26 protein-coding genes and 1 pseudogene are annotated in these 22,189 nt (G+C 69.0%); 15 read left to right on the top strand and 12 right to left on the bottom strand.

Going from position 1 to position 22,189, the window contains the following annotated elements:
- The 7 genes and pseudogenes from MKK67_RS09110 to MKK67_RS09080 all read left to right on the top strand — a co-directional run.
- Positions 1 to 100: pseudogene (locus MKK67_RS09110) on the top strand (glycerate dehydrogenase); the annotation flags it as partial.
- Positions 101 to 400: 300 nt separating this feature from the next.
- Positions 401 to 1,264, top strand: coding sequence for an NADP-dependent methylenetetrahydromethanopterin/methylenetetrahydrofolate dehydrogenase (locus tag MKK67_RS09105; protein ID WP_243963550.1), 864 nt, complete (start codon positions 401 to 403; stop codon positions 1,262 to 1,264).
- Between the two features lie 12 nt (positions 1,265 to 1,276).
- Positions 1,277 to 1,918 (top strand): methenyltetrahydrofolate cyclohydrolase, encoded by a 642-nt coding sequence (gene fchA, locus MKK67_RS09100; RefSeq protein WP_243963549.1) that lies wholly within the window; start codon positions 1,277 to 1,279, stop codon positions 1,916 to 1,918.
- A gap of 239 nt (positions 1,919 to 2,157) precedes the next feature.
- The gene (locus MKK67_RS09095; protein ID WP_243956589.1) at positions 2,158 to 3,336 is read left to right on the top strand and encodes a malate--CoA ligase subunit beta; all 1,179 of its coding nucleotides are present in this window, start codon (positions 2,158 to 2,160) and stop codon (positions 3,334 to 3,336) included.
- Between the two features lie 14 nt (positions 3,337 to 3,350).
- On the top strand, positions 3,351 to 4,241 hold the full coding sequence (gene sucD / locus MKK67_RS09090) for a succinate--CoA ligase subunit alpha (RefSeq protein ID WP_243963547.1): 891 nt from the start codon (positions 3,351 to 3,353) through the stop codon (positions 4,239 to 4,241).
- 241 nt (positions 4,242 to 4,482) lie between these two features.
- Entirely contained in the window at positions 4,483 to 7,245 is a 2,763-nt protein-coding gene (locus MKK67_RS09085; protein ID WP_243963546.1) for a phosphoenolpyruvate carboxylase, read from the top strand.
- A 107-nt stretch (positions 7,246 to 7,352) separates the two neighbouring features.
- Positions 7,353 to 8,324, top strand: a complete 972-nt coding sequence (locus MKK67_RS09080) for an HpcH/HpaI aldolase/citrate lyase family protein (protein WP_243963544.1) — start codon at positions 7,353 to 7,355, stop codon at positions 8,322 to 8,324.
- Between the two features lie 206 nt (positions 8,325 to 8,530).
- Here MKK67_RS09080 and MKK67_RS09075 read toward each other — a convergent pair whose 3' ends face one another.
- The 5 genes from MKK67_RS09075 to MKK67_RS09055 all read right to left on the bottom strand — a co-directional run bounded on the left by MKK67_RS09075 (position 8,531) and on the right by MKK67_RS09055 (position 11,859).
- Positions 8,531 to 9,106, bottom strand: coding sequence for a uridylate kinase (locus MKK67_RS09075; RefSeq protein WP_243963543.1), 576 nt, complete (start codon positions 9,104 to 9,106; stop codon positions 8,531 to 8,533).
- A 96-nt stretch (positions 9,107 to 9,202) separates the two neighbouring features.
- Positions 9,203 to 10,054 carry a glycosyltransferase family 2 protein gene (locus MKK67_RS09070; protein ID WP_243963542.1) on the bottom strand — a complete coding sequence of 284 codons (852 nt, stop codon included), beginning with the start codon at positions 10,052 to 10,054 and terminating at the stop codon, positions 9,203 to 9,205.
- On the bottom strand, positions 10,051 to 10,644 hold the full coding sequence (locus MKK67_RS09065) for a class I SAM-dependent DNA methyltransferase (RefSeq protein WP_243963541.1): 594 nt from the start codon (positions 10,642 to 10,644) through the stop codon (positions 10,051 to 10,053). Before MKK67_RS09065 ends, MKK67_RS09070 begins: the two co-directional genes overlap by 4 nt.
- On the bottom strand, positions 10,641 to 11,378 hold the full coding sequence (locus MKK67_RS09060; RefSeq protein ID WP_243963540.1) for a PIG-L deacetylase family protein: 738 nt from the start codon (positions 11,376 to 11,378) through the stop codon (positions 10,641 to 10,643). The genes MKK67_RS09065 and MKK67_RS09060 overlap by 4 nt, the downstream gene beginning before the upstream one ends.
- Before the next feature lie 157 nt (positions 11,379 to 11,535).
- Positions 11,536 to 11,859 carry a multiprotein-bridging factor 1 family protein gene (locus MKK67_RS09055; protein ID WP_243963539.1) on the bottom strand — a complete coding sequence of 108 codons (324 nt, stop codon included), beginning with the start codon at positions 11,857 to 11,859 and terminating at the stop codon, positions 11,536 to 11,538.
- A 240-nt stretch (positions 11,860 to 12,099) separates the two neighbouring features.
- On the opposite strand from MKK67_RS09055, the gene MKK67_RS09050 reads away from it, so the two are divergent.
- On the top strand, positions 12,100 to 12,618 hold the full coding sequence (locus tag MKK67_RS09050) for an META domain-containing protein (protein ID WP_243963538.1): 519 nt from the start codon (positions 12,100 to 12,102) through the stop codon (positions 12,616 to 12,618).
- Positions 12,619 to 12,929: 311 nt separating this feature from the next.
- Complete coding sequence (locus MKK67_RS09045) at positions 12,930 to 13,094, top strand: hypothetical protein (RefSeq protein WP_243963536.1); 165 nt, start codon at positions 12,930 to 12,932, stop codon at positions 13,092 to 13,094.
- 39 nt (positions 13,095 to 13,133) lie between these two features.
- On the opposite strand, the gene MKK67_RS09040 is transcribed toward MKK67_RS09045, so the two are convergent.
- Positions 13,134 to 13,319 carry a hypothetical protein gene (locus MKK67_RS09040; RefSeq protein WP_243963534.1) on the bottom strand — a complete coding sequence of 62 codons (186 nt, stop codon included), beginning with the start codon at positions 13,317 to 13,319 and terminating at the stop codon, positions 13,134 to 13,136.
- 173 nt (positions 13,320 to 13,492) lie between these two features.
- Complete coding sequence (locus tag MKK67_RS09035; protein ID WP_243963532.1) at positions 13,493 to 13,771, bottom strand: hypothetical protein; 279 nt, start codon at positions 13,769 to 13,771, stop codon at positions 13,493 to 13,495.
- 135 nt (positions 13,772 to 13,906) lie between these two features.
- Here MKK67_RS09035 and MKK67_RS09030 point away from each other — a divergent pair, with 135 nt between their 5' ends.
- Positions 13,907 to 14,440 carry a gamma carbonic anhydrase family protein gene (locus tag MKK67_RS09030; RefSeq protein WP_243963531.1) on the top strand — a complete coding sequence of 178 codons (534 nt, stop codon included), beginning with the start codon at positions 13,907 to 13,909 and terminating at the stop codon, positions 14,438 to 14,440.
- Positions 14,441 to 14,656: 216 nt separating this feature from the next.
- On the opposite strand, the gene ppa is transcribed toward MKK67_RS09030, so the two are convergent.
- Positions 14,657 to 15,193, bottom strand: a complete 537-nt coding sequence (gene ppa / locus MKK67_RS09025; RefSeq protein WP_243963530.1) for an inorganic diphosphatase — start codon at positions 15,191 to 15,193, stop codon at positions 14,657 to 14,659.
- 111 nt (positions 15,194 to 15,304) lie between these two features.
- Positions 15,305 to 15,811, bottom strand: coding sequence for a GNAT family N-acetyltransferase (locus MKK67_RS09020; RefSeq protein ID WP_050734398.1), 507 nt, complete (start codon positions 15,809 to 15,811; stop codon positions 15,305 to 15,307).
- A gap of 218 nt (positions 15,812 to 16,029) precedes the next feature.
- Here MKK67_RS09020 and MKK67_RS09015 point away from each other — a divergent pair, with 218 nt between their 5' ends.
- From MKK67_RS09015 to MKK67_RS09005, 3 genes are all read left to right on the top strand, one after another.
- Entirely contained in the window at positions 16,030 to 16,755 is a 726-nt protein-coding gene (locus MKK67_RS09015; RefSeq protein ID WP_243963529.1) for a tyrosine-protein phosphatase, read from the top strand.
- A 105-nt stretch (positions 16,756 to 16,860) separates the two neighbouring features.
- Positions 16,861 to 17,049, top strand: coding sequence for a type II toxin-antitoxin system HicA family toxin (locus tag MKK67_RS09010; RefSeq protein WP_313899006.1), 189 nt, complete (start codon positions 16,861 to 16,863; stop codon positions 17,047 to 17,049).
- Between the two features lie 32 nt (positions 17,050 to 17,081).
- The gene (locus tag MKK67_RS09005) at positions 17,082 to 17,489 is read left to right on the top strand and encodes a type II toxin-antitoxin system HicB family antitoxin (protein ID WP_243963527.1); all 408 of its coding nucleotides are present in this window, start codon (positions 17,082 to 17,084) and stop codon (positions 17,487 to 17,489) included.
- A gap of 5 nt (positions 17,490 to 17,494) precedes the next feature.
- Here MKK67_RS09005 and MKK67_RS09000 read toward each other — a convergent pair whose 3' ends face one another.
- The 3 genes from MKK67_RS09000 to MKK67_RS08990 all read right to left on the bottom strand — a co-directional run bounded on the left by MKK67_RS09000 (position 17,495) and on the right by MKK67_RS08990 (position 19,445).
- Positions 17,495 to 17,725: a BrnA antitoxin family protein gene (locus tag MKK67_RS09000; RefSeq protein ID WP_243963526.1), complete on the bottom strand. Its 231-nt coding sequence runs from the start codon at positions 17,723 to 17,725 to the stop codon at positions 17,495 to 17,497.
- Positions 17,726 to 17,831: 106 nt separating this feature from the next.
- Positions 17,832 to 18,689 (bottom strand): prephenate dehydratase, encoded by an 858-nt coding sequence (locus MKK67_RS08995; protein ID WP_243963525.1) that lies wholly within the window; start codon positions 18,687 to 18,689, stop codon positions 17,832 to 17,834.
- 12 nt (positions 18,690 to 18,701) lie between these two features.
- Positions 18,702 to 19,445, bottom strand: coding sequence for a 3-deoxy-manno-octulosonate cytidylyltransferase (locus MKK67_RS08990; RefSeq protein ID WP_243963523.1), 744 nt, complete (start codon positions 19,443 to 19,445; stop codon positions 18,702 to 18,704).
- A 289-nt stretch (positions 19,446 to 19,734) separates the two neighbouring features.
- Between MKK67_RS08990 and MKK67_RS08985 the strand changes: the two genes are divergently transcribed.
- Together MKK67_RS08985 and MKK67_RS08980 are read left to right on the top strand one after the other, a co-directional pair.
- Positions 19,735 to 20,694 carry a c-type cytochrome gene (locus tag MKK67_RS08985; RefSeq protein WP_243963521.1) on the top strand — a complete coding sequence of 320 codons (960 nt, stop codon included), beginning with the start codon at positions 19,735 to 19,737 and terminating at the stop codon, positions 20,692 to 20,694.
- Between the two features lie 58 nt (positions 20,695 to 20,752).
- A complete protein-coding gene (locus MKK67_RS08980; RefSeq protein WP_409568223.1) occupies positions 20,753 to 21,970 on the top strand; it encodes a multidrug effflux MFS transporter in 1,218 nt (405 codons plus the stop codon).
- The last annotated feature ends 219 nt before the right edge of the window (positions 21,971 to 22,189 follow it).

Genomic DNA, 22,189 nt, shown 5'->3' with positions numbered 1-22,189 from the left:
CGCCTGGGCCAGCAAGGAAGCGATGCAGATCCTGGCCGACCAGCTCGTCGACAACGTCGAGGCGTTCGTCGCCGGCAAGCCGCAGAACGTGGTCGAGTAGGGCTCGGGCTCTCCCTCCCCCCTCTGCGGGGGAGGGTGGCCCCCGGAGGGGGTCGGGAGAGGGGAGCGACAGTGCAGAAGTGGGCTGCGCCCCTAATGCAGGTCGCACCACATCCGGACGCCGGGTTCCCCTCTCCCGACCCCTGCTGACGCAGGGGCCACCCTCCCCCGCAGAGGGGGGAGGGAGACGCGCGGATCCGGTTTCTTACATTTAAGTCGTCCGCTCCCCTCAAGATTGGGAACGGATCGAGAAGACATCACGACGGCGCCGCACAGGCGCGACGGATAAGGTCCAAAAAGCATGACAAAAAAGCTGCTGTTCCTGTTCGACACCGATGCGATGCCGAACGTGTTCGACACGGTGGTCGGCTACGACGGCGGCGCCGACCACATCACCGGCTACGGCGGCGTGAATCCGGACAACGTCGGCGCCCTGGTCGACGGCACGATCTACACCCGCGGCGGCTCCGAGAAGAAGTCGACGGCGATCTTCGTCGGCGGCGGCAGCATGGCGGCGGGCGAGGAGCTGTTCGCCGCGGTCAAGAAGCGGTTCTTTGGCCCGTTCCGGGTCTCGTGCATGCTCGATTCCAACGGCTCCAACACCACGGCCGCCGCCGGCGTCGCCCTGGTGGCCAAGGCCGCTGGTTCGCTCCAGGGCAAGACCGCCGTCGTGCTCGCGGGCACCGGCCCGGTCGGCATGCGCTCGGCGGCGCTGCTCGCCGGCGAGGGCGCCGATGTGACCATCGCGGGCCGCGCGCTGGACAAGACCCAGGCCGCCGCCGACGCGATCAACGCGCGCTTCAAGGTCAGCGTGAAGGCCGCCGCGACGCCGGACGAGGCCTCGCGCATCGCCCTGGTGAAGGGCAAGAACCTCATCTTCACGGCCGGCGCCATCGGCGTCGAGCTGCTGCCGGAGGCCGCCTGGGCCCAGGATCCGGCCGTCGAGATCGTCGCCGACTACAACGCCCAGCCCCCGACCGGGATCGGCGGCATTGAGGTGATGGACAAGGGCAAGGACCGCAACGGCAAGAAAGCGTTCGGCGCGCTGGGCATCGGCGGGCTGAAGCTCAAGCTGCACCGGGCCTGCGTCGGCCAGCTCTTCGAGAGCACCGAGCAGGTGCTCGATGCCGAGGATATCTACGCGCTCGCCAAGTCCATGGCCTGAGGGGAGGCGCCGGTGACCGAGACACGTCCCCCCGAGAGCGACAGCATCGAAACGTTCCTGACGGCGCTGGCGAGCGCCGCCCCGACCCCCGGCGGCGGCGGCGCGGCGGCGATCTCCGGCGCCATGGGCGCGGCCCTGGTGTCGATGGTCTGCAACCTGACCATCGGCAAGAAAAAGTACGTGGAGGTCGAGGCCGAGCTGAAGGATGTGCTCGCCCGGTCCGAGGGCCTGCGGGTCGTGCTCACCGGCATGATCGGCGAGGACGTCCAGGCCTTCGACGCCGTGATGGGCGCCTACGGCCTGCCCAAGGCCACCGATGACGAGAAGGCGGCCCGGGCCGCGGCGATCCAGGCCGCGCTCCGGACCGCCACCGACGTGCCGCTCTCCTGCTGCCGGGCCTGCCGCACGGTGATCGACCTCGCGGCGATCACCGCCGAGAAGGGCAATCTCAACGTCGTCTCCGATGCCGGCGTGGCGGTGCTCTCGGCCTATGCCGGCCTGCGCAGCGCGGCGCTCAACGTCTACGTCAACGCCAAGGGGATCGAGGACCGGGAGTTCGCCGACGAGCGGCTCCAGGAGCTCGAAGGCCTGCTCGCCGAGGCCGGTGCGCTCACCGAGAAGGTCTACGGGGTGGTCAAGGCCAAGGTGAACTGAACCTGGCTGAACCCGCCACGGGTGCCGCAAATGGATCGTCAATGAAGGCCGGGTGCATCATGCGCCCGGCCTTATCTTTTTGCCGGAATGCTGCGGTGCAATAGTGGATACGATTTGTTTTGCGGCCGCGAAAAAGGTCACCTAAACCGACAGATCAAAAAATTTGACGGGCGTAATCTTCCCATTCAACTAAAGTAGACAGCGTCGAACGGCGGCAACGACCGCGGAGGAGGCGCCGAATGGACGTCCACGAGTACCAAGCCAAGGAGCTGCTCGCGAGCTTCGGTGTGGCGGTCCCGAAGGGCGCCATCGCGTTCAGCCCGGACCAGGCGGTCTACGCCGCCACCGAACTCGGCGGCTCGTTCTGGGCCGTGAAAGCGCAGATCCATGCCGGCGCCCGCGGCAAGGCCGGCGGGATCAAGCTGTGCCGGACCTACAACGAGGTCCGCGACGCCGCCAAGGAGCTGCTGGGCAAGCGCCTCGTCACCCTGCAGACCGGGCCCGAGGGCAAGCCGGTCCAGCGGGTCTATGTCGAGACCGCCGACCCGTTCGAGCGCGAGCTCTATCTCGGCTACGTCCTCGATCGGAAGGCCGAGCGCGTGCGCGTCATCGCCAGCCAGCGCGGCGGCATGGATATCGAGGAGATCGCCGCCAACGAGCCGGAGGCGCTGATCCAGGTGGTGGTCGAGCCGGCGGTGGGCCTGCAGCAGTTCCAGGCCCGGGAGATCGCCTTCCAGCTCGGCTTGAACATCAAGCAGGTCTCGGCCGCGGTGAAGACCATCATGAATGCCTACCGGGCGTTCCGCGACTGCGACGGCACGATGCTGGAGATCAACCCGCTGGTCGTCACCAAGGACGACCGGGTGCTGGCCCTCGATGCCAAGATGAGCTTCGACGACAACGCGATGTTCCGCCGGCCGGGCATCGCCGACATGCACGACCCGTCGCAGGGTGATCCCCGCGAGGCCCAGGCCGCCGAGCACAACCTCAGCTACATCGGGCTCGAGGGCGAGATCGGTTGCATCGTCAACGGCGCCGGGCTCGCCATGGCGACCATGGACATGATCAAGCACGCGGGCGGTGAGCCGGCGAACTTTCTGGATGTCGGCGGCGGGGCGTCCCCCGAGCGGGTCGCGACGGCGTTCCGGCTCGTGCTCTCGGACCGCAACGTCAAGGCGATCCTGGTCAACATCTTCGCCGGCATCAACCGCTGCGACTGGGTCGCCGAGGGCGTGATCCAGGCCGCCCGGGAGGTGAAGATCGACGTGCCCCTGGTGGTGCGGCTCGCCGGCACGAACGTCGAGGCCGGCCAAAAAATCCTGGCCGAGAGCGGCCTCGACCTGATCACCGCCGACACCCTGTCGGACGCGGCGCGCAAGGCGGTCGAAGCCTGCGACGCCGCCAAGAAGAACCGCTGAGGGGAGACCACGCCATGAGCATCCTCATCGACGAGACCACCCCGATCATCGTCCAGGGCATCACGGGCGACAAGGGCACCTTCCACGCCAAGGAGATGCTGGAATACGGCACCAACGTCGTGGGCGGCGTCACCCCCGGCAAGGGCGGCCGCACCCATCTCGGCCTGCCGGTGTTCAACACCGTCAAGGAGGCGGTGGCCGCCACCGGCGCCACCACGTCGATCACCTTCGTGGCGCCGCCGTTTGCCGCCGACGCCATCATGGAGGCGGCCGATGCCGGGCTGCGGCTGGTCTGCTCGATCACCGACGGCATCCCGGCCCAGGACATGATGCGGGTGAAGCGCTACCTGATGCGCTACCCGCGGGATCGCCGCACCATGGTGGTCGGCCCGAACTGCGCCGGCATCATCTCGCCCGGCAAGGCGATGCTCGGCATCATGCCCGGCCACATCTACCTCCAGGGCAATGTCGGGGTGATCTCGCGCTCGGGCACCCTCGGCTACGAGGCCGCCTCGCAGCTCAAGGAACTCGGCCTCGGGATCTCGACCTCGGTGGGCATCGGCGGCGACCCGATCAACGGCTCGTCGTTCCTCGACCACCTCGCCCTGTTCGAGACCGACCCGGATACCGATGCGGTGCTGATGATCGGCGAGATCGGTGGCCCGCAGGAGGCCGAGGCCTCGGCCTGGATCCGGGACAACATGTCGAAGCCGGTGATCGGGTTCGTGGCCGGGCTCACCGCCCCCAAGGGGCGCCGGATGGGCCATGCCGGGGCGATCATCTCGGCGGCCGGCGACAGCGCTGCCGAGAAGGCCGAGATCATGCGCTCCTACGGCCTCACCGTGGCGCCCGATCCCGGCTCCTTCGGCCAGACCGTGGCCGACGTGCTCGCCCGGGCGGCGTGACGCGACGCCTGATGCAAATCGCGACGTCCTCCCTCTCCCCTCTGCGGGAGAGGGTGGGCCGGCCGTCAGGCCGGGTCGGGAGAGGGGCAGCGCGACGGTAGCGGATTTCACGCTTGTCACGCGCTTTTCGGAAGCGTCGCTCCCCTCTCCCGACCCGCTTCGCGGGCCACCCTCCCCCGCAGAGGGGGGAGGGAGCGCATCGAGCCAACCTTTGAAAAACTGTGCGCCACGAGGTGGCTCCATGACCCGTACCCTCCACGCATCGCCCGCCCTCGCGGAAGCCAGCGCCTTCGCGCCGCCGGTGATCACCGGCACCTCGGCCGAGCAGGCCCTCGACATCCTGTTCCAGGCCCTGCTCGACGTCGCCCGCCGGCACGACCCCGATCTCGAAGCTGTGCTGCACGGCACCGCCGACATCTCGCGCTTCTCGCCGGAGATGCTGGCCCGCGCGCTCCAGGTGCAGGGCATCTGGTTCCACCTGATCTCGATCGCCGAGCAGAACGCTGCGATGCGGCGGCGCCGGCATGTCGAGCGCACGGAGGGACGGGCGGCCTTGAGCGGTTCGTTTGCGAAGGTGTTTGCTGACGCGCGCGTTCAGGGCATCCCGCCGGAAAAGATCCAGGCGCTGCTCTCCGACCTGCGCATCCGCCCGACGCTGACCGCGCACCCGACCGAGGGCAAGCGGGTTACGGTTCTGGAAAAGTTCCGGCGGATCTACCTGGTGCTGCGCGAGCTGGAGATGCCGCGCTGGACCGACCGCGAGCGCAACGGGCTCATGAACGAGCTGCGCGACCAGATCGAGCTGGTCTGGATGACCGGCGAATTGCACCTGGAGAAGGCCACCGTCGAGCGGGAAGTCGCCTGGGGTCTGCACTTCTTCGACGAGACCCTGTTCGAGATGCTGCCCGAGACCATGGACACCCTGGAGGAGTCCCTGGCCGAGGCCTATCCCGGGACCACTTTCAAGGTGCCGCCGTTCTTCCAGTTCGGCTCGTGGATCGGCGGCGACCGGGACGGCAATCCCTACGTCACCGCCGCCGTCACCCGGCAGGCCCTGCACCGCAACGCGCTGGCCTCGCTCAACCGCTACCGGGATGGTGTGCGCGAGCTCGGTCGGACGCTCTCGCTCACCGAGCGCGCGCTGCCGCTGCCGGAGACGTTCCGCCAGGAACTCGACCGGCAGCTCGCCGAGAGCGGACAGGCCCGGGCCATCGCCCGGCGCAATCCCGGCGAGCCGTATCGCCAGTATCTCACCTGCGTCCTGCGCAAGCTCGACGCGACCATCGCCCGCAACGAGGGCGAGCACCCGTCCGGCCCGGATTATGCCAGCGCCGACGGCCTGATCGAGGACCTGCGCGTGCTCGAGCGCGGGCTGGACGATGCCAAATGCGGCGCGCTCGGCCGCGACCTGGTGCGGCCGGTCCGCCGCATGGTCGAGATCTTCCGGTTCTCCACGGTCCGGCTGGACCTGCGCGAGAACACCACCCGGACCACCGAGACGCTCCAGGCGCTCTGGCGCCAGCGCAACGGCGAGGGCGAGCCCCCGGCGCTCGGCTCGGCGGCGTGGCGGCAATGGCTCGACGCGGAACTGGTCCGGCCCCGCGACCCGGAGCGCTCCTTCGAGAACCTGCCCGACGCCGCCCGCGAGACCCTGGCGACCTTCGCGCTGGTGGCCGAGATGCGCGAGAGCCTCGACCGGGAGGCGTTCGGCGCCTTCATCCTGTCGATGACCCGCTCGGTGGAGGATGTGCTGGGCGCCTACCTGCTGGCCAAGGAGGCCGGTGTGTTCCTCGACGCCGCCGGCCCGGACATCCGCCCGGAGATCTGCCCGCTCGCGATTGTGCCCCTGTTCGAGACCATCGACGACCTGCGTGCCGCCCCGGCGATCATGCGCGAGCTCCTCACCGTGCCGGTGGTGCGCCGCTCGACCCGCTGGCAGGGCGGGGTGCAGGAGGTGATGATCGGCTATTCCGACTCCAACAAGGATGGCGGCTTCGTCGCCGCCAACTGGGAGCTGTACAAGGCGCAGAGCAAGCTGACCCGCCTCGGCCAGGACCTCGGCGTCGGCATCGCGTTCTTCCACGGGCGCGGCGGCTCGGTCAGCCGCGGCGGCGTGCCGACCCATCGGGGCATCATGGCCCAGCCGCCGGGCTCGATCCGCGGGCGGTTCCGCACCACCGAGCAGGGCGAGGTCGTCTCGTTCAAATACGCCAACCGCGGCACCGCCGCCTACCAGATGGAGTTGCTCGCCGCCTCGGTGTTCGAGCATGCCCTGGCGGGGGACGGCGAGCGGGCGAGTGTCGGCCACGACGACGCCCTGGAGGCGTTGGCCGGCGCATCGCGGGCCGCCTACGTCCGGCTGCTCCAGACCGACGGGCTGGTCGACTACTTTCAGTCGGCGAGCCCGCTGGACGAAATCGCGCTCCTGAACATCGGCTCGCGGCCGGCCCGCCGGTTCGGCGCCCGCTCGCTCTCGGATCTCCGGGCGATCCCATGGGTGTTCGCCTGGTCTCAGAACCGGCATGTGGTCACCGGCTGGTACGGGGTCGGCTCCGGGCTCGCGAGCTTCCTCGACGTGCGCGGCCGGGACGGCGAAGCGACCCTGAAGCGCCTGTTCCAGGAATCCCGGGTGTTCCGACTGGTCCTCGACGAGGTCGAGAAGACCCTGATGATGGTCGATCTCGACATCGCCCGCGCCTATGCCGGCCTCGTCCCCGACGCGGGCATCCGGGATCGCATCTTCTCGATGATCGAGGCCGAGTACGCGCTGACCCGCGAGATGGTGCTGCGGGTGAGCGGCGGAACCGAGCTGGCCGAGCGCTTCCCGCTGTTCCGCGACCGGCTGAAGGGCCGGCTACCGACCATCAACCAGGTCGGGCGCGAGCAGGTCGAGCTGCTGGCCCGCTACCGCTCCGAGACCGACGAGGACCGGCGCGAGGCGGTGAAATCCGCCCTGTTGCTGTCGATCAACTGCATCGCGGTCGGCTTCGGCTCGACGGGGTGAGGCGAGGCGCCCTGTCGGTGCCCCACACCTGACCCATCTTGTTCCCGGAGGGCGATCCCCACGCACCCCGGCGGCATCAGAACCGTTACCAGGAGAGAGAAACACCCATGAGCTTCACCCTGATCCAGCAGGCCAAGCCGCGCCTGCATCGCTCCGAACTCGCCGTCCCGGGCTCCAACCCGACCTTCATGGAGAAGTCGGCGTCTTCGGCCGCCGACGTGATCTTCCTCGATCTCGAGGACGCGGTCGCCCCCGACGACAAGGAGAAGGCCCGCACCAACATCATCCAGGCGCTCAACGACCTGGATTGGGGCAACAAGACCATGATGATCCGCATCAACGGTCTCGACACCCACTACATGTACCGGGACGTGGTCGACATCGTCGAAGCCTGTCCGCGGCTCGACATGGTGCTGATCCCCAAGGTCGGCGTGCCGGCCGACGTCTACGCCATCGACGTGCTGGTCACCCAGATCGAGCAGGCCAAGAAGCGCGACAAGCAGATCGGCTTCGAGGTGCTGATCGAGACCGCCCTTGGCATGGCCAACGTCGAGGCGATCGCCCAGTCGTCGAAGCGCCTGGAGGCGATGTCCTTCGGTGTGGCCGACTACGCTGCCTCGACCCGCGCCCGCTCCACGGTGATCGGCGGCGTGAACCCGGACTTCTCGGTGCTCACCGACAAGGACGAGGCCGGCAACCGTCAGACTCACTGGCAGGATCCGTGGCTGTTCGCCCAGAACCGCATGCTGGTCGCCTGCCGCGCCTACGGCCTGCGCCCGATCGACGGCCCGTTCGGCGACTTCTCGGATCCGGACGGCTACCGCTCGGCGGCCAAGCGCTGCGCGGCGCTGGGCTTCGAGGGCAAATGGGCGATCCACCCGTCCCAGATCGACCTCGCCAACGAGGTGTTCACGCCGTCCGAGGCCGAAGTCACCAAGGCTCGCCGCATCCTGGAGGCCATGCGGGAGGCCGCCAAGGCCGGCCGCGGCGCCGTCTCCCTCGATGGCCGCCTGATCGACATCGCGTCGATCCGCATGGCCGAGGCGCTGATCGAGAAGGCGGATGCGATGAAGGGGTGAGTTTCGGCAGGTCTGCAATGGGTCCTGGGGTTTTCCCAGGACCCACTTTTCACCGCCGTCGAAGATGTGGGCGGTCGGGAGTCGCCGCGCTCGTTGAGCTGGTATCAGCTCAGTTCGGGTAGGCGTTGCATATGTGCTTTTGCGCTTTCGAAATTGGCGTTCTCAAAGACGATGTGCGCGTCCGTTTTCGGGTCGCAATGAGTTTCTTAGATTGCGAAAGCCGGTAGATAGCGCTCGCGATAGATTGCTTGAGACTCGGCGGGACCGCCGAGGCGCTCGGCATCCCGATCGGTGCCGCGGGCACGTGCCAATTCTTCGGGCACGTCGACGAAGATGATCAGATCCCATTCGGCGCGCAATTCCGGGTGCTGCAGGAACGTGCCGTCCACGATCAGGATATCATCGGCTTCGGCCTTATGCAGTGGCGCATCGATGGGACGATCTAATTCGAGATCGAAGCTCGCCGTTCTATAGAGCAGGTCACCTTGCGGGCCGAGAGGGCGTAGTAGCAAGTCCTTGATCGCAGTCAGGTCCCGCGCATCGTAATAGTATCCTTCGGCTGACCTGCGGCCGCGCGCATAGCGTTCGGCCTTCGGCCGATGAAAGCCGTCGATGCTGGTTCGAATGACACTGCGGCCATGGTCCCGTGTCTCGGTCGCGATCTCGTCGGCCAAGGTCGTCTTGCCGGAGGACGTTCTGCCGTCAATCGCAATGCGCAGCGGATGACTCGGCCGGAGATCTAGGATGACGTGGACGATCGCATCGATGGCTTGGCTGCGCATCCAGACCTCGTTGTTTCGGCTCACTGCCGGCGCCCGATCGACAAATTGGACTCTGCAGTCCCACCGGGCTGGTCTCTATCGTAGGCGCTGTTTGTGTCAGAACGGCCGCGCATCCGGCAGCCGCGCCGCCGCCATCTCGACCGGCGTCGGGTCGCGGTAAACCTCGATCCCGTTGGACCGGTCGGCTGCGATCAGGTCGAGCCGCGCGAACCCGTCGAGCCAGCCGTCCATCGGCCAGAAGCCGTGGCGGGCCTGGAAGCGGGCAGCGTTGGCGACGATGTCGCGAAAATGCTGGAGCGGCGGGTCGTAGCTTCCATGGTGCTGGTGGTAGGCCCGCGGTCCGCCGAGGAACAGGATCGGCACGCCGGCCTTGTCCGCCCGGAACGCCAGGTCGGTATCTTCCGCGCCGTAGCCGGAGAAGGACTCATCGAAGCCGCCGATCCGGTCGTAGGTCGCGGCCCGCACCGCGAAGGCCAGCGACCAGAACAGGCCCGGCTGCGGCGCCGGCGCCACGAGGCCGGGGGGCGGGAAGGCGCGCGCCGGGTGCGGATGGCCGAGCCGGTCGAGTTCGGCCTCCTGCCAGCCGTCCTGTACGGCGCCGGCCGGCAGATACCCGATCTCGCAGCAGATCAGGCCATCCCGCTCGGCCACCGCCCGGGACAGGCCGGCGACCAGGCCACGGGACGGGATGCAATCGACGTCGAGGAAGACCAGCGTGTCGGTCCGGGCCGCCCGGCGCCCGGCATTGCGCGCGGCGGCGAGCGGCAGGCCGTCCCGTGGAAACGGAACGCGTTCGACCGGGAACGGCAGGTCCGGTAGGGGGGCATCGTCACCGCCGATCTCGACGATGATGCAGGCCTCGGGCGGCGTGCCCCGTGCCAGGCCCTCGAGCAGCCGCGCGAGATGCGCGCCCCGGCCCTTGTTGAGGGTGATGACCGTGGTGCTCACAAGGGGGCTCCGGCGCGCAGCACGTCTAGGCGATATTTGTCCGTCCGGTCCTGGTGCAGCAGGCGCGCGAACGGGGCGGCCTGCGCGATGAAGCTCTCGGCGGCCTCGTCGCCCGATTGCGGGTAGTCGGTCTCGCCGATCCAGTGGACCAGCACCAGGTCGCCGCCGGGCTCGATGGCATCGCCGACGCGGCGGACCAGCTCGGCGAGATCGGGCGGGGCGAGGAAATACAGGAACTCGGACAGTACGATCAGGTCGAACCGTCCCTCCGGCCAATCCGCCGGCACGGCGCCCTGGCGGATCTCGACGGTGGGCCGGTCGGCGCAGCGGGCCCGGGCGGCCTCCACGGCGGCCGGGATCAGGTCGCTGGCCAGGAGGCGGTCGCAGCGCTCGGACAGGGCGCGGGTAAATACCCCGATCGCGCAGGCCGGCTCGAAGGCGGCACGGTAGCGCGGCCGCGGCAGGCAGGCCAGCGTCGCCGCGTACTTGTCGCGCTCGTAGGCCGAACTCGTGAACTGCCAGGGATCCGGATCGCTGGCGTAGATGCCGGCGAAGTAATCCACCGGCAAAGTCTCGGTCGCGCGGCTCATGCGGGGATCCTGACGAAGCGTTCGTAGGGCCCGCAGAGCCGGTCGATCATCGCAGGCTCCAGGCGAAAACCCGTGGGATCGTCTGAGATCAGGTCGGTGGTCTGCGATTCATGCGCTGCCACCGCTCGGGCCTTGGTCGTCCGATAGGCCGAGACATCCAGGCGCAAGCCCTGCGGTGCCGGCCCGACCTCGGTCTCGGGCGGCAAGGTCCAGCCCCAGACCGGGTATTCGTAGATCGCCACACCCGGCATCAGCGGCCGGGCCAGCCCGACGATGGCGGCCGACGCCTTGTGGTCGCAATGGGGATCGTGCCGCCAGGTCACGAACACGGCGCCGGCCTCGCAGGCGGTGGCGGCCTGCGCGACGGCATGGGCGGCCGCCTCGGCTTCGGGGCCGGTGCTCGGCACGTGGGCGTCGGGCAGGCGCAGGAAGGTGACGGCCTCCGCGGCCAAGCCGAGGATCGCCACCGCCCGGAGCGTCTCCGCCTCGCGTAAGGTCCGCAGCTTGTCCGGTGGGTACAACTCGGAATGGGTGTGCGAGCCGCAGCCGTCGCTGACTACTACGAGGCGCACGTCCCGCCCGGCGGCGCACGCCGCCGCGATCAGGCCGCCACAGCCCAAACTTTCGTCATCGGGATGGGGCGCGACCACCACGAGGCCGCCCCGCTCCACCAGGGCGCCAAGGTCCGCCACCGGAAGCGCGTCGGCAGCCGCCAGGAAGGCTTCGGCCCGCATCAACGTGGTCCCGTCGCGAATGCGGCAGGCGCGCCGTTGCGGATCGTGGGGCTGGCGTGAACGGTCACGGATCGCTCCTGGGACGGCGGGCGGATCGAGGCGCTCAGCTTTCGGCCCCTGCGGCTGAACGCGTCATGAGCGGCCGCCCGGACCTCCCCTAGCGATCGTTCTCGGTGGTGAGCGCGCCGAGCCGGACGCCCTCGTCGGCCGTGGCCTGGGCGGCGAGGTGGACGCCGGGATTCGGCGCATCGTCGAACACCGCGCCCGCCGCGCACAGGGCGCTGCGCAGGGCCTCGATCTGCCCGCTCGGCGGGTCGCCGTAGCCGCTCTCGAAGTCGCGCACGAACCGCTCGTCGAGGCCGACCTTGGCGGCCAGCTCCGCCTCGGACCATCCGAGCAGCCCCCGTGCCGCGCGCGACTGTGCCGGGCTCATCGCGGGCGCGCTCGCCCCGGCCTGCCCGCCCTCGTCAGATCCTGCCACGTCGTCCTCCATCCCGTGCTGTGACCAACAACGATATCCGCCGCGGATCGTTTCCGGGCGCCGCGCGATGCGCCGCGACCATAATTGTGCTGAAATTCCGTCGCATCCGCGGGGGCGTATGGGTTCGGGGCGGCCTCGACGCGCGAATCACGGGCGTCGGGCCGGCATGCGCCGTTGGCGCGGCGCCCCCGGATGGACGATGAGTTGAGCGCCGTGTGCGCGCGTTTGAGGGGCAGAACGATGAGAGCGGTGCTGATCGCCACCTTGGCCTGTGCCGTGATGGCCGTGGACCTGACCGCAGCGACCCAGGCCCAGGCCCAGATGGGCGGTGGTGCGCCCACGGGCTTCGGCCGCGGCAACCGTCGCCCCGGCGGCGAGGAGGAGAAGAAGCCGCAATACGTGCCCGGCACCAAGGCGAGCGAGAAGATCTTCCCGCTCGACTCGACCTGGACGGCGGTGAGCCTCAACGGCAAGCCGTTCACCGGCGGCGACCGGCCGAGCTTCATCATCGACAAGCAGTACCGTGCGCGTGGCTACGGCGGCTGCAACACCTTCGCGGCCACCGCCTTCCCGCTGAAGGACCAGCACCTCGCGGTCGGCCCGCTCGCGCTCACCAAGAAGAGCTGCGACAAGGGCCTCGCAGCCTCCGAGCAGGCGTTCTTCGTCGCCCTCCGCACGGCGGCGGTGTGGGATCTGGTCGGCTCCCAGCTGGTGCTGAAGAGCCCGAACGGCGAGTTGAAGTTCGACCGGGCGCTTTGAGCGCTCGTTTGACAGCATGATCTCGGTTGCGGGACGGCTAGGGGCGCCACAAGCCTCCCCATCTCTCCGCTCATCTTGAGAGGCCGCGCAGCAGCCCTGAAGGAGGACTTCAGGGCTCGCCAAGACGCCCGGAGGGCTCTTTCGAGGCTTCTGCTGTGCGGACGCTCGTCAGGATGAGGTCGCGGGTGGGATGGGGGGGCAGGCGGCTGCCGCTTTAAGGCCGGGTTCACCACGCCGCGCGAACCCGGCCCCCGATTCAGACGCTCTTGAGGGCCGCCGGCCTTTTCTCCTCGGACATCGAGGAGGCGCGCATGGCCATCGGGATCGGTTTCGGACGCGAGGAGATTCTGCGCCCCGGCGTAGCGCGGCCCGTGCGCTTCACCGCGCCGCCCGCGTTTCACGCGCCCGCGCTCTGGCTCGCCGCCGCCGTGCCGGCCGTGGCAACGTTGCTGCTGATTGCACGGCTCGCCGCCTGACGCTCGGGGGACGGACAACACCGCGAGACGCGGGCCGGATCACTCGCCGTCGCGCGCGTCCTGCTCCTCATCCCCGTCAGGCGCCGAATCCTGGTCGGTCCCGGCCTGGGCATGGGACATCACCGGAGGAAACAACGCCGCCAGACCAGCGGCGACTCCGTAAAGAATAGGATGCGCGTTCAAGCCCACACGGGGCGGGTTCAGATCGTCATTGATCATAATCATGGCTTCCGGTCTCGCGCCTGTGCGAGCAACGGTCCGTGCTGACGTGCTTGCTGTTGAGCCGTTGGAGCAGGTTCAATGCTGCGCCCCGCGTTTTGTTGCCGCAGGACCGAGGATTTTTTCTCACATCGATTGATCCGGCCGCCCTGGGGGCCTGACCGGATCATGCAGTGGTCTCAACCGCGTCGCCGGAGGACGGGCCCAGGCAGGGCATTCGGGATGCGGCAGGCGGCTGGAAGCACGTCGAGGATCACGGCGCTCGGGCAGCGCGCCCGGCAGGTCTCGGCCGCTTCGATCTGATTGCCTCCGCAGGCATCCGCGAAGCAGAAGGTCGCGAGATCCTCGCAGGTCGCCCGAAAGCCGCCGACCCGTGCGCCGTCATGCCAATCCGCCGCCGCAGCGGCCTGCGCCAGCAGCAGGCCCGCGAGGCCGATCGATGCCACGATCCGTTTCACGCCTGCGCCTCGCGTCCGGTTGAGCGTTCAGCCTAGCATTGGCAGCGAGGCCGGACCTGTGCCATTCCGGCGACAGGCGATGCCCATCGTCGGCCTCGACGCCGACCGATGAGCCCCCCGGGACGGAAGCCAGCCATGCCGCTCTACGCCCTCGACGATCACGTGCCGCAGCTTGCCGATCCCGACCGGGTCTGGATCGCCCCGGACGCCCAGGTGGTCGGCCGCGTCCATCTCGGCCTCGATGTCGGCATCTGGTTCGGCGCGGCCTTGCGCGGCGACAACGAGCCGATCCGCATCGGCGACCGGACCAACGTGCAGGAGGGCGTGATCATGCATGTCGATCCCGGCTTTCCGCTGGTGATCGGTACGGATGTCACGGTGGGCCACGGCGCCATCGTCCACGGCTGCACGATCGGCGACGGCAGCCTCGTCGGCATGGGCGCGACGGTGCTGAACGGCGCCAGGATCGGCCGGGGCTGCCTGATCGGAGCCAACGCGCTGGTGACCGAGGGCAAGGAGTTTCCGGACAACAGCCTGATCGTCGGCGCCCCGGCCAAGGCCGTGCGCACCCTCGACGCCGACGCGGTGGAGGGCCTGCGCCAGGCAGCCCAGCGCTACGTCGAGAACGCCCGGCGCTACAAGGCCGGCCTGCGCCGCATCGACGGGTGAATAAGAAAGATCAGCGCGCGCGTCCCATCAAGGGGAGGGGCTCTATAGGACTTCGGGTGATCTCACCCTCGACCTCATCGTGAGGTGCCCGCGTCAGCGGGCCTCGAAGGAGGCCTCCAGGGATCGCTGAGATGACTGGAGGCCTCCTTCGAGGCCGAACGATCTGCGATCGCCCGGCACTTCAGGATGAGGGGGGAGATCTGGATCCTTGTAGTCTCAGGCTTTCTTGTTCTTGGCCCGCTCGATCGCTTCCTCGATCAGGCGGTGGGCCTCTTCTTTGTCGCCCCAGCGGACGAACTTGACCCACTTGCCGGGCTCCAGATCCTTGTAGTGCTCGAAGAAGTGCTGGATCTGCTGGATCGTGATGTCGGGCAGGTCGGTGTAGTTCTCGACCCGGTCATAGCGCTTGGTCAGGTGGCGGGAGGGCACCGCGATGACCTTCTCGTCCTCGCCGCCCTCGTCCTGCATCACCATCACGCCAACGGGGCGCGCGCTGATGATCGCGCCGGGCAGCACCGCGCGGGTGTTGGCCACCAGCACGTCGCAGGGATCGCCGTCGCCCGACAGGGTGTGCGGGATGAAGCCGTAATTCCCGGGGTAGAACATCGGGGTATAGAGGAACCGGTCGACGACCAGCGCGCCGGATTCCTTGTCCATCTCGTACTTGATCGGTTCGCCACCGAGCGGCACCTCGATGATGACGTTGACGTCGTGCGGGGGCTTCTTGCCGAGCGGGATGGCGTCGATGTTCATGGCGTATCGCTTCCGGGATGCGGCTTGCACCGCTTCCCCGACCTCTTAGATGCCTGGCTCCACGATGCAAATCAGTATCGGCGCGAGGCCGGCAACGACTCCCAAGAAACGTTAGCTGAACAGGTAACCGACCTTGGGCAGCGCGACCCCCGCGACCCGGTCCAGCACCCGCGGCCCGGCCTGGCCGCCCAGCCCCTCGTAGAACGCGCCGGCCCGGGCGTTGTCCTCCAGGCTCCAGACGCCGAGCTGGGTGAGGCCGTGATCGGCGAGATCGTTGCGGACCGCCTTGAACAGGCGGCGTCCGAGGCCGACGCCCTGGTATTCCGGCAGCAGGTAGAGCTCGTCGATCTCCGCCTCGGTGCCGAGCGCCCGGCTGCGGGTGCGCCCGTAGGCGGCGTAGCCGACCACCCGCTCGCCGGTCTCGACCAGGGCGATCGGGCGGCCCCGGCGCAGGGCGCTGCGCCACCAGGCGCGGTCGCGTCCGGCGATCAGCCGCTCCAAGGCGACCCCGGGGATGATGCCGCGATAGGCCTCGCGCCACGAGGCATCGAACACCGTCGACAGGCTGCCGAGATCGGCCTCGCGAGCCCGGCGGATGCTCGTGGTGCGCGTGCTCATGGGTTTCCGGCCTTCCCCCGTCGACCGTCGGATAACCCGCGCGGCCCGCCCAGGTTCGATCCCGATCCAGGCAGAGTGAAGGCAAGATCGGCGCCGGTTTTTTTGGAACGTTTTCGTGGTCCGTGGGAAAAGGGCGTGACCGGTCGGTCCGACAGGCGAATTGCCGGGCTTCCGGGGGGCTGTTAGAGCCGGCTCCCGATTCCGCGGCAGCCTCCATCGTGTTCAATCGCTTCCTCAAGCCCGAGACGCGCTACGCGCGCCGCATGGCCCGGATCGCCCGCTTCGAGCGGCCGATCGCCGGGCCCGGCGATCGGCTGAAGGCCTGGGCGAACATGCTGCTGATCGATCACGGCGTGTTCCGGTTGGCCTATCTCAACCGGCACCGGGTCGGTACCGGCCGGCTTTGGCGCTCGGCCCAGCCCGGGCCGCACCAGCTCGCGCGCTTCCGCGCCGAGGGCGTGCGCACGATCATCTCCCTGCGCGGCGGGCGCGAGCACGGCTCCTGGCCGCTGCAGCGGGAGGCGTGCGAACGCCACGGGCTCACCCTGGTCGAGTTCGTCCTGCGTTCCCGCGAGGCCCCCGACCGCGCCACCCTGCTCGCCGCGAAGGATTTCTTCGCCGGCATCCAGTACCCGGCGGTGATGCACTGCAAGTCGGGCGCCGACCGGGCCGGGCTCGCCTCGGCCCTCTACCTGATCCTGCACGAGAACCGCCCGGTGGCCGAGGCCGCCCGGCAGCTCTCGGCCCGCTACGGCCATCTCCGCTTCGCCAAGACCGGCATCCTCGACGCGTTCTTCGCGCGCTACCGCGTGGAGGGCGAGGCCAAGGGGATCGATTTCCTGACCTGGGTCGAGACCATCTACGACCCGGAGGCGCTCAAGCGGGATTTCCGGCCGGGGTTCTGGTCGGATCTTGCCGCCGACAAGGTGCTTCGGCGGGAGTGATCGGGCAGGGTCGCCCTGATCTGCCAGCCTTGCTAAAACTACACACGCGTTCCACATTGCTGTCGCGACACGGCTTGCCTGCGCGCGATCCGGGTTCCCATCGGGGTGCTACGCGTGGATTCGCGGGACCTTATCCGCATGCTCGAGGCGGATGGCTGGATCTGGCATTCGACCACCGGCAGCCATCGGCATTTCAAGCACCCGCTGAAACCTGGCAAGATCACGATCCCTCACCCGAAGAAGGACATGCATCCCAAGACGGTGAAATCCATCCTCCGGGCTGCCGGCCTGTGATCAGACGCTCCGCTTGGCGAGGATTGAAGGACATGACCCCCTATATCGGCCTGATCCATCCGCCGATCGGCGCTTCCGAGTGGGGCGTCACATTCCCGGACGTTCCGGGCTGTGTCTCCGCGGGGCCGAGTTTCGAAGCCGCGGTCGATTCAGCTCGGGAAGCGCTGTCCGGGCATCTCACCATGCTGGCCTCGGAGGGCTTGCCACCGCCATCTGCGCGGACACTGGCGGAGCTTCGTGCCGATCCCACCGTCGCGGAAGATCTCGATGGCGCGATGGTGCAGCTGGTCGCGCCCCGGCGTGTCCCGGGCGAGCGGGTGCGCGTCAACATCATGATCGACAAGGGACTTCTGCGTCTGACCGATGAGGCGGCCGAAGCGAAGGGCCTCAGCCGTTCGGCCTTTATTGAGGCGGCCCTGGTCAGCGCGGCCGAGAGTTAGCGGTTTTAGCGTCGCTTCTCCTGCGCTCTCACGTAACTCTTGAGCACCACGTTGATCCGCGACTGATAACCTTTTCCAGCGCTCTGGAAATGCCGCAGCCCGTCTACGTCGAGGCGCAGCGTGATCTGCTCCTTGGTCTCGACGGACGCGGGCGACGCCGGGTCCCAGAAGCCCGGCGGGATCAGGCCGGCATCGGGATCGGCGTCGGCGCGTCGCTCGATCTCTGCGTCGTCCAAGGCCTTGAACGCCGGGCTGAGAGGTTCCGCCTCAGGCATGTCGGCAAAGCCTTCATACCGGATAGTTGGCGCCTGCTCTGCGGTGAACTTGCCGCTTATGGCGGAATTACTCCGCCGCCGGCCTTGCCGCCTCGCGGAACGGGTGCGCCGGGTAGGTGCCGACCACCCTGAACTCGCGCGAAAAATAGCCGAGCTCGTCGAGCGCCCGGGCGAGGCCCGGGTCGTCGGGATGGCCGTCCACCTCGGCGTAGAACTGCGTGGCGGTGAACTCGCCGTCCATCATGTAGCTCTCGAGCTTCGACATGTTGACGCCGTTGGTCGCGAAGCCGCCGAGCGCCTTGTAGAGCGCGGCCGGGATGTTGCGCACGCGGAACACGAAGCTGGTCACGCACGGGCCGGTCCCGGCCGCCACCGGTTCGGGATCGGGGGAGAACACCACGAACCGGGTGGTGTTGTGCGCCTCGTCCTCGACGTCGCGCTCCAGGATGTCGAGGCCGTAGACCTCGGCGGCCAGCGCCGGCGCCAGGGCCGCCCGGCTCGGGTCGCCGATCTCCGCGACCTCGCGGGCGGCGCCGGCGGTATCGCCGGCGACCACGGCCTTCAGGCCCAGCCGACGGACGATCCGCCGGCACTGGCCGAGCGCGTGGACGTGGCTGTGCACGGTCCGCACCGTCTCCAACTTCGTGCCCGGCAGGACCATCAGCTGAAAATGGATCGGCAAAAAATGCTCGGCCACGATGTGCAGCGGCGAGGTCGGGATCAGGTGGTGGATGTCCGCCACCCGGCCGGCGATCGAGTTCTCGATCGGGATCATCGCCCGCTGCGCCCGGCCCTCCGTGACCGCCGCGAAGGCGTCCTCGAAGGTGGCGCAGGGCAGCGGAACCCAGTCCGGGAACGCCTCGGCGCAGATGATGTGCGAGTTGGCCCCGGGCTCACCCTGGTAGGCGATGGTGCGGTCGGTCATCGGGAATGCGGTTCAGTTCAGGCGGCGGGCCTGGAGCAGGGCGCGGGCGCGCTCCAGGTCGGCGGGGGTGTCGACGCCCAGAGGCAGGTCGTCGACGATGACGGCATCGATGCGCATGCCGGCCTCCAGCGCGCGCAGCTGCTCCAGCTTCTCCCGGGTCTCCAGCTCCCCGGGGGGCAGGGCGACGAAGCGGGTCAGCGCGGTGCGGCGATAGGCGTAGAGGCCGATATGGTGCCAGAGCGGACCCTCGCCCCAGGGGGCGCGGGCGCGGGTGAAGTAGAGCGCCCGCAGCCGGCCCGGGCCGACCTGATGGCCGACCAGCTTGACGACGTTGGGGTTGTCGGCCTCGTGTGCGTCGGTGATCGGCGCGCAGAGCGTGACGATGTCCACCGTCCGGTCCGAGAGTGGGCCGATCGAGGCGCCGATGATCGCGGGATCGATGGTCGGCAGGTCGCCCTGGACGTTGACCACCACGTCGTGGCGCCCCTCCGGGTCGACGCTCTCCAGCGCCTCGGCGAGGCGGTCCGAGCCGGACGGGTGGTCGGCCCGGGTCATCACGGCGATGCCGCCGGCCGCCTCGACGACGCGGACGATCTCCGCGGTGTCGGTGGCCACCACCACGGGGCCGATCCCGGCCTCCATGGCCCGGCGCCAGACATGGACGATCATCGCCTCGCCGGCGATCTCGGCCAGCGGCTTGTTCGGCAGGCGCGTCGCGGCGAGGCGGGCCGGAATCAGGACGAGGGGATCGGACATGAAAGATCGGGGATCAGGGGCTCGCAGCGGAGCGCGGCTGCTTAACAGGCCTGTTCCCGGTTGTCGTCCCTCGCGCCGACGTGGGTCTCCCTCTCGCGATCCGGCAAAATGATGCCGCCGGGTGACAAGCTCGGCGATTTGGCACGGGGGTTTTGGCCCGCGACGGCACGGATCCCTCGACCACCATTGTCAAGATCGTGCCGGAACGGCTAAGCACCCTTGAAATCTTCCAAGGTCCTGTGTCCCGGCGTGCCTGCCTGTGACGGCATGGGCAGATCGAGAGAAGAGCATGAACTCATTCGAGGTGAACAAAGTGCTCGGTGCCGTGCTCGGCGCCCTGTTGTTCGCGGCCGGATCGGGGTTCGTCGCCGAGCTGATCTACCATCCGAGACCTGCCGGAAAAGCCGGTTACGACTTGCCCGAGCCGGAGCCACAGGCCGCCGCCGCGGCCCCGGAGGCCAAGGTCGAGCCGATCGCGGTGCGGCTCGCCAGCGCCAATGCCGAGAAGGGCGAGGCCGGCACCAAGGCCTGCCGGGCCTGCCACAATTTCGAGAAGGGCGGCCCGAACAAGGTCGGCCCGGACCTGTACGAGGTGGTCGAGCGGCCGAAGGGCGGCCATGCCGGCTTCGAATACTCGGCGGCCCTGAAGGGCAAGGGCGGGGCCTGGACCTACGACGACCTGGACGCCTTCCTGACCAGCCCGAAGGGCTACGCGCCGGGCACCAAGATGGCCTTCGCCGGCATCGCCTCGCCGCAGGAGCGCGCCAACGTCATCGCCTACCTGCGCGCCAACGCCGACAGCCCCAAGCCGTTGCCGGCTGTCGAGAAGAGCGACGCCAAGCCGGAGGCAGCACCCGCCGCCGCCAAGTCCGAGGACAAGCCCGCGCCTGAAAAGCCGTCTGCCGACAAGCCGGCCGCCGGCAAGGCCTCCGAGGGCAAGGACAGCCCGGCCAAGCCCGCCGATACCAGCACGGCCAAGCCGGTCGAGGAGAAATCCGCGGGCAGCCCGCGCGCGCCAAGCGAATCGAGCGACCGCAACGCCCCGGCTCCGCCGGCCGGCGCCCATGACGGCGACCAGCAGGGCACGCCGTCGAGCCTGATCCCCGCCGAGCCGACCGCGCCATCCGCCCCGGCCGCCAAGGAGCCCCCGGCCCAGGCCAATCCCGAAGCGGTGGACCGGGCCAAGAACCTCGAGGTCGACGGCCCGACCAAGGACCTCAACGCGCCGCTGCCGACGCCGAAGGAGTAGGGACGAGGGAGCCGGTCGGGCTCAGGCCCGGCCTTTGCCTTGAGGCGGCCGCGACCCGATGTCAGTCCGGGTCAGACACCGCGAAGGAATCCTCTTGCCCGATCGAAGCGCCGATCCGGCGGGGCGCCGGGCGCCCCTGCCGTTGCTGGTCGCCGTGACCATGACCGGCACGGTGGCGCTGCACATCTTCGTGCCCGCGCTCGCCACCGCCGCCGCCGACCTCGGCACCACCACGGCCGCCGCGCAGCTCACCATCACGGTCTACCTGATCGGGCTCGCGGGCGGCCAACTCCTGTACGGTCCGCTCTCCGACCGGTACGGCCGTCGGCCGATCCTGATCGGCGGGCTGGGCCTCTACCTGGCCGGATTGCTGCTCGCGATCCCGGCCCAGAACATCGGCACTCTGCTGGTGGCGCGGGTACTGCAATCGCTCGGGGCCTGCGGCTCCCTGGTGATCGGCCGGGCGATGGTGCGGGACGTCTCGACCCGCGAGGACGCGGCCAAAAAGCTCGCGATCCTGACCACCGCCATGACCCTCACGCCGGCCCTGGCCCCGGCGATCGGCGGGGTGGTGAACGAGGCGTTCGGCTGGCGCGCCGTGTTCGTTGTGCTGGCCGGGATCGTGGCTCTGCTCGGCGCCCTGGTGGTGTTCACCCTGCCGGAGACCAACCGGCACAAGGTGGCACTGCCCGGTTTCGTGGCGGTCCTGGCGGGCTATCTGCGGCTCGTGAAGATCCCGGTGTTCCGCGCCTACCTGGTGGCGGGTGCCTGCGGCGGAACCAGCCTCTACGCCTTCCTGGCGGTGGCGCCGTTCCTGCTCGTCGACCGGCTCGGGCGCTCATCGCAGGAGGTGGGGTTTGATTGCCTGATCGTGGTGTTCGGCATGGTCGGGGGCGCCGTAATGGCGAGCCGGCTCGCGACCCGGGTGCCGATCCGCAAGGCGGCGCGCAGCGGCAACCTCCTGTGCATCGCGTCAGCCCTGGCGCTGCTGCTGGTCGACCGGACGGGAATGCTCGGCGTCGTCAGCCTGATCGTGCCGCTGTTTGCTTACGCGGTCGGGGTCGGCCTGCTCAGCCCCAACGCGGTGGCCGGCCTGATGAACGTCGATCCGCATGCGGCGGGCTCCGCCTCCAGTCTCTATGGCTTCACGCAGATGACCTTCGGGGCTCTGTTCACGGCCGCGGCCTCGGCTTGGCCCGCGACGTCGGCGACCCCCGTGGCCCTGGCGCTGCTTACGGCCGGCCTGGTCGCGGCCCTGGCGCTGCGACGCGCGTGATCTCCCCATGCCGCGCCTGATCGTCCTCATGCTCTGAGGATGACAGGTTCCGTGCGATCTCCTTGCCGACAATGTGCAGCAGAACCCGGCTCAGCATCTTCATCTGAGGCGTGCCGTGTTCCGTGATGACGCCATGGGCGGCGATACACGCATCTGCTATGGCATCAAGGTCAGAGGCCCGCTTCATTGCATATCCAATTTGTACGATGCTCGAATTTG

This window comes from Methylobacterium sp. J-072 (assembly GCF_022829425.1).
Taxonomy (GTDB): domain Bacteria; phylum Pseudomonadota; class Alphaproteobacteria; order Rhizobiales; family Beijerinckiaceae; genus Methylobacterium.
This window is presented reverse-complemented; position numbering and strand designations above follow the sequence as displayed.

Excerpts from the sequence above, each read along its gene's own strand:
- MKK67_RS09105 (WP_243963550.1), top strand. The coding sequence starts at position 401 with ATGACAAAAAAGCTGCTGTTCCTGTTCGACACCGATGCGATGCCGAAC.
- MKK67_RS09095 (WP_243956589.1), top strand. The coding sequence starts at position 2,158 with ATGGACGTCCACGAGTACCAAGCCAAGGAGCTGCTCGCGAGCTTCGGT.
- sucD (WP_243963547.1), top strand. The coding sequence starts at position 3,351 with ATGAGCATCCTCATCGACGAGACCACCCCGATCATCGTCCAGGGCATC.
- MKK67_RS09085 (WP_243963546.1), top strand. The coding sequence starts at position 4,483 with ATGACCCGTACCCTCCACGCATCGCCCGCCCTCGCGGAAGCCAGCGCC.
- MKK67_RS09080 (WP_243963544.1), top strand. The coding sequence starts at position 7,353 with ATGAGCTTCACCCTGATCCAGCAGGCCAAGCCGCGCCTGCATCGCTCC.
- MKK67_RS09075 (WP_243963543.1), bottom strand. The coding sequence starts at position 9,106 with ATGCGCAGCCAAGCCATCGATGCGATCGTCCACGTCATCCTAGATCTC.
- MKK67_RS09065 (WP_243963541.1), bottom strand. The coding sequence starts at position 10,644 with ATGAGCCGCGCGACCGAGACTTTGCCGGTGGATTACTTCGCCGGCATC.
- MKK67_RS09060 (WP_243963540.1), bottom strand. The coding sequence starts at position 11,378 with ATGCGGGCCGAAGCCTTCCTGGCGGCTGCCGACGCGCTTCCGGTGGCG.
- MKK67_RS09050 (WP_243963538.1), top strand. The coding sequence starts at position 12,100 with ATGAGAGCGGTGCTGATCGCCACCTTGGCCTGTGCCGTGATGGCCGTG.
- MKK67_RS09045 (WP_243963536.1), top strand. The coding sequence starts at position 12,930 with ATGGCCATCGGGATCGGTTTCGGACGCGAGGAGATTCTGCGCCCCGGC.
- MKK67_RS09040 (WP_243963534.1), bottom strand. The coding sequence starts at position 13,319 with ATGATTATGATCAATGACGATCTGAACCCGCCCCGTGTGGGCTTGAAC.
- MKK67_RS09030 (WP_243963531.1), top strand. The coding sequence starts at position 13,907 with ATGCCGCTCTACGCCCTCGACGATCACGTGCCGCAGCTTGCCGATCCC.
- ppa (WP_243963530.1), bottom strand. The coding sequence starts at position 15,193 with ATGAACATCGACGCCATCCCGCTCGGCAAGAAGCCCCCGCACGACGTC.
- MKK67_RS09020 (WP_050734398.1), bottom strand. The coding sequence starts at position 15,811 with ATGAGCACGCGCACCACGAGCATCCGCCGGGCTCGCGAGGCCGATCTC.
- MKK67_RS09005 (WP_243963527.1), top strand. The coding sequence starts at position 17,082 with ATGACCCCCTATATCGGCCTGATCCATCCGCCGATCGGCGCTTCCGAG.
- MKK67_RS08995 (WP_243963525.1), bottom strand. The coding sequence starts at position 18,689 with ATGACCGACCGCACCATCGCCTACCAGGGTGAGCCCGGGGCCAACTCG.
- MKK67_RS08990 (WP_243963523.1), bottom strand. The coding sequence starts at position 19,445 with ATGTCCGATCCCCTCGTCCTGATTCCGGCCCGCCTCGCCGCGACGCGC.
- MKK67_RS08985 (WP_243963521.1), top strand. The coding sequence starts at position 19,735 with ATGAACTCATTCGAGGTGAACAAAGTGCTCGGTGCCGTGCTCGGCGCC.
- MKK67_RS08980 (WP_409568223.1), top strand. The coding sequence starts at position 20,753 with ATGTCAGTCCGGGTCAGACACCGCGAAGGAATCCTCTTGCCCGATCGA.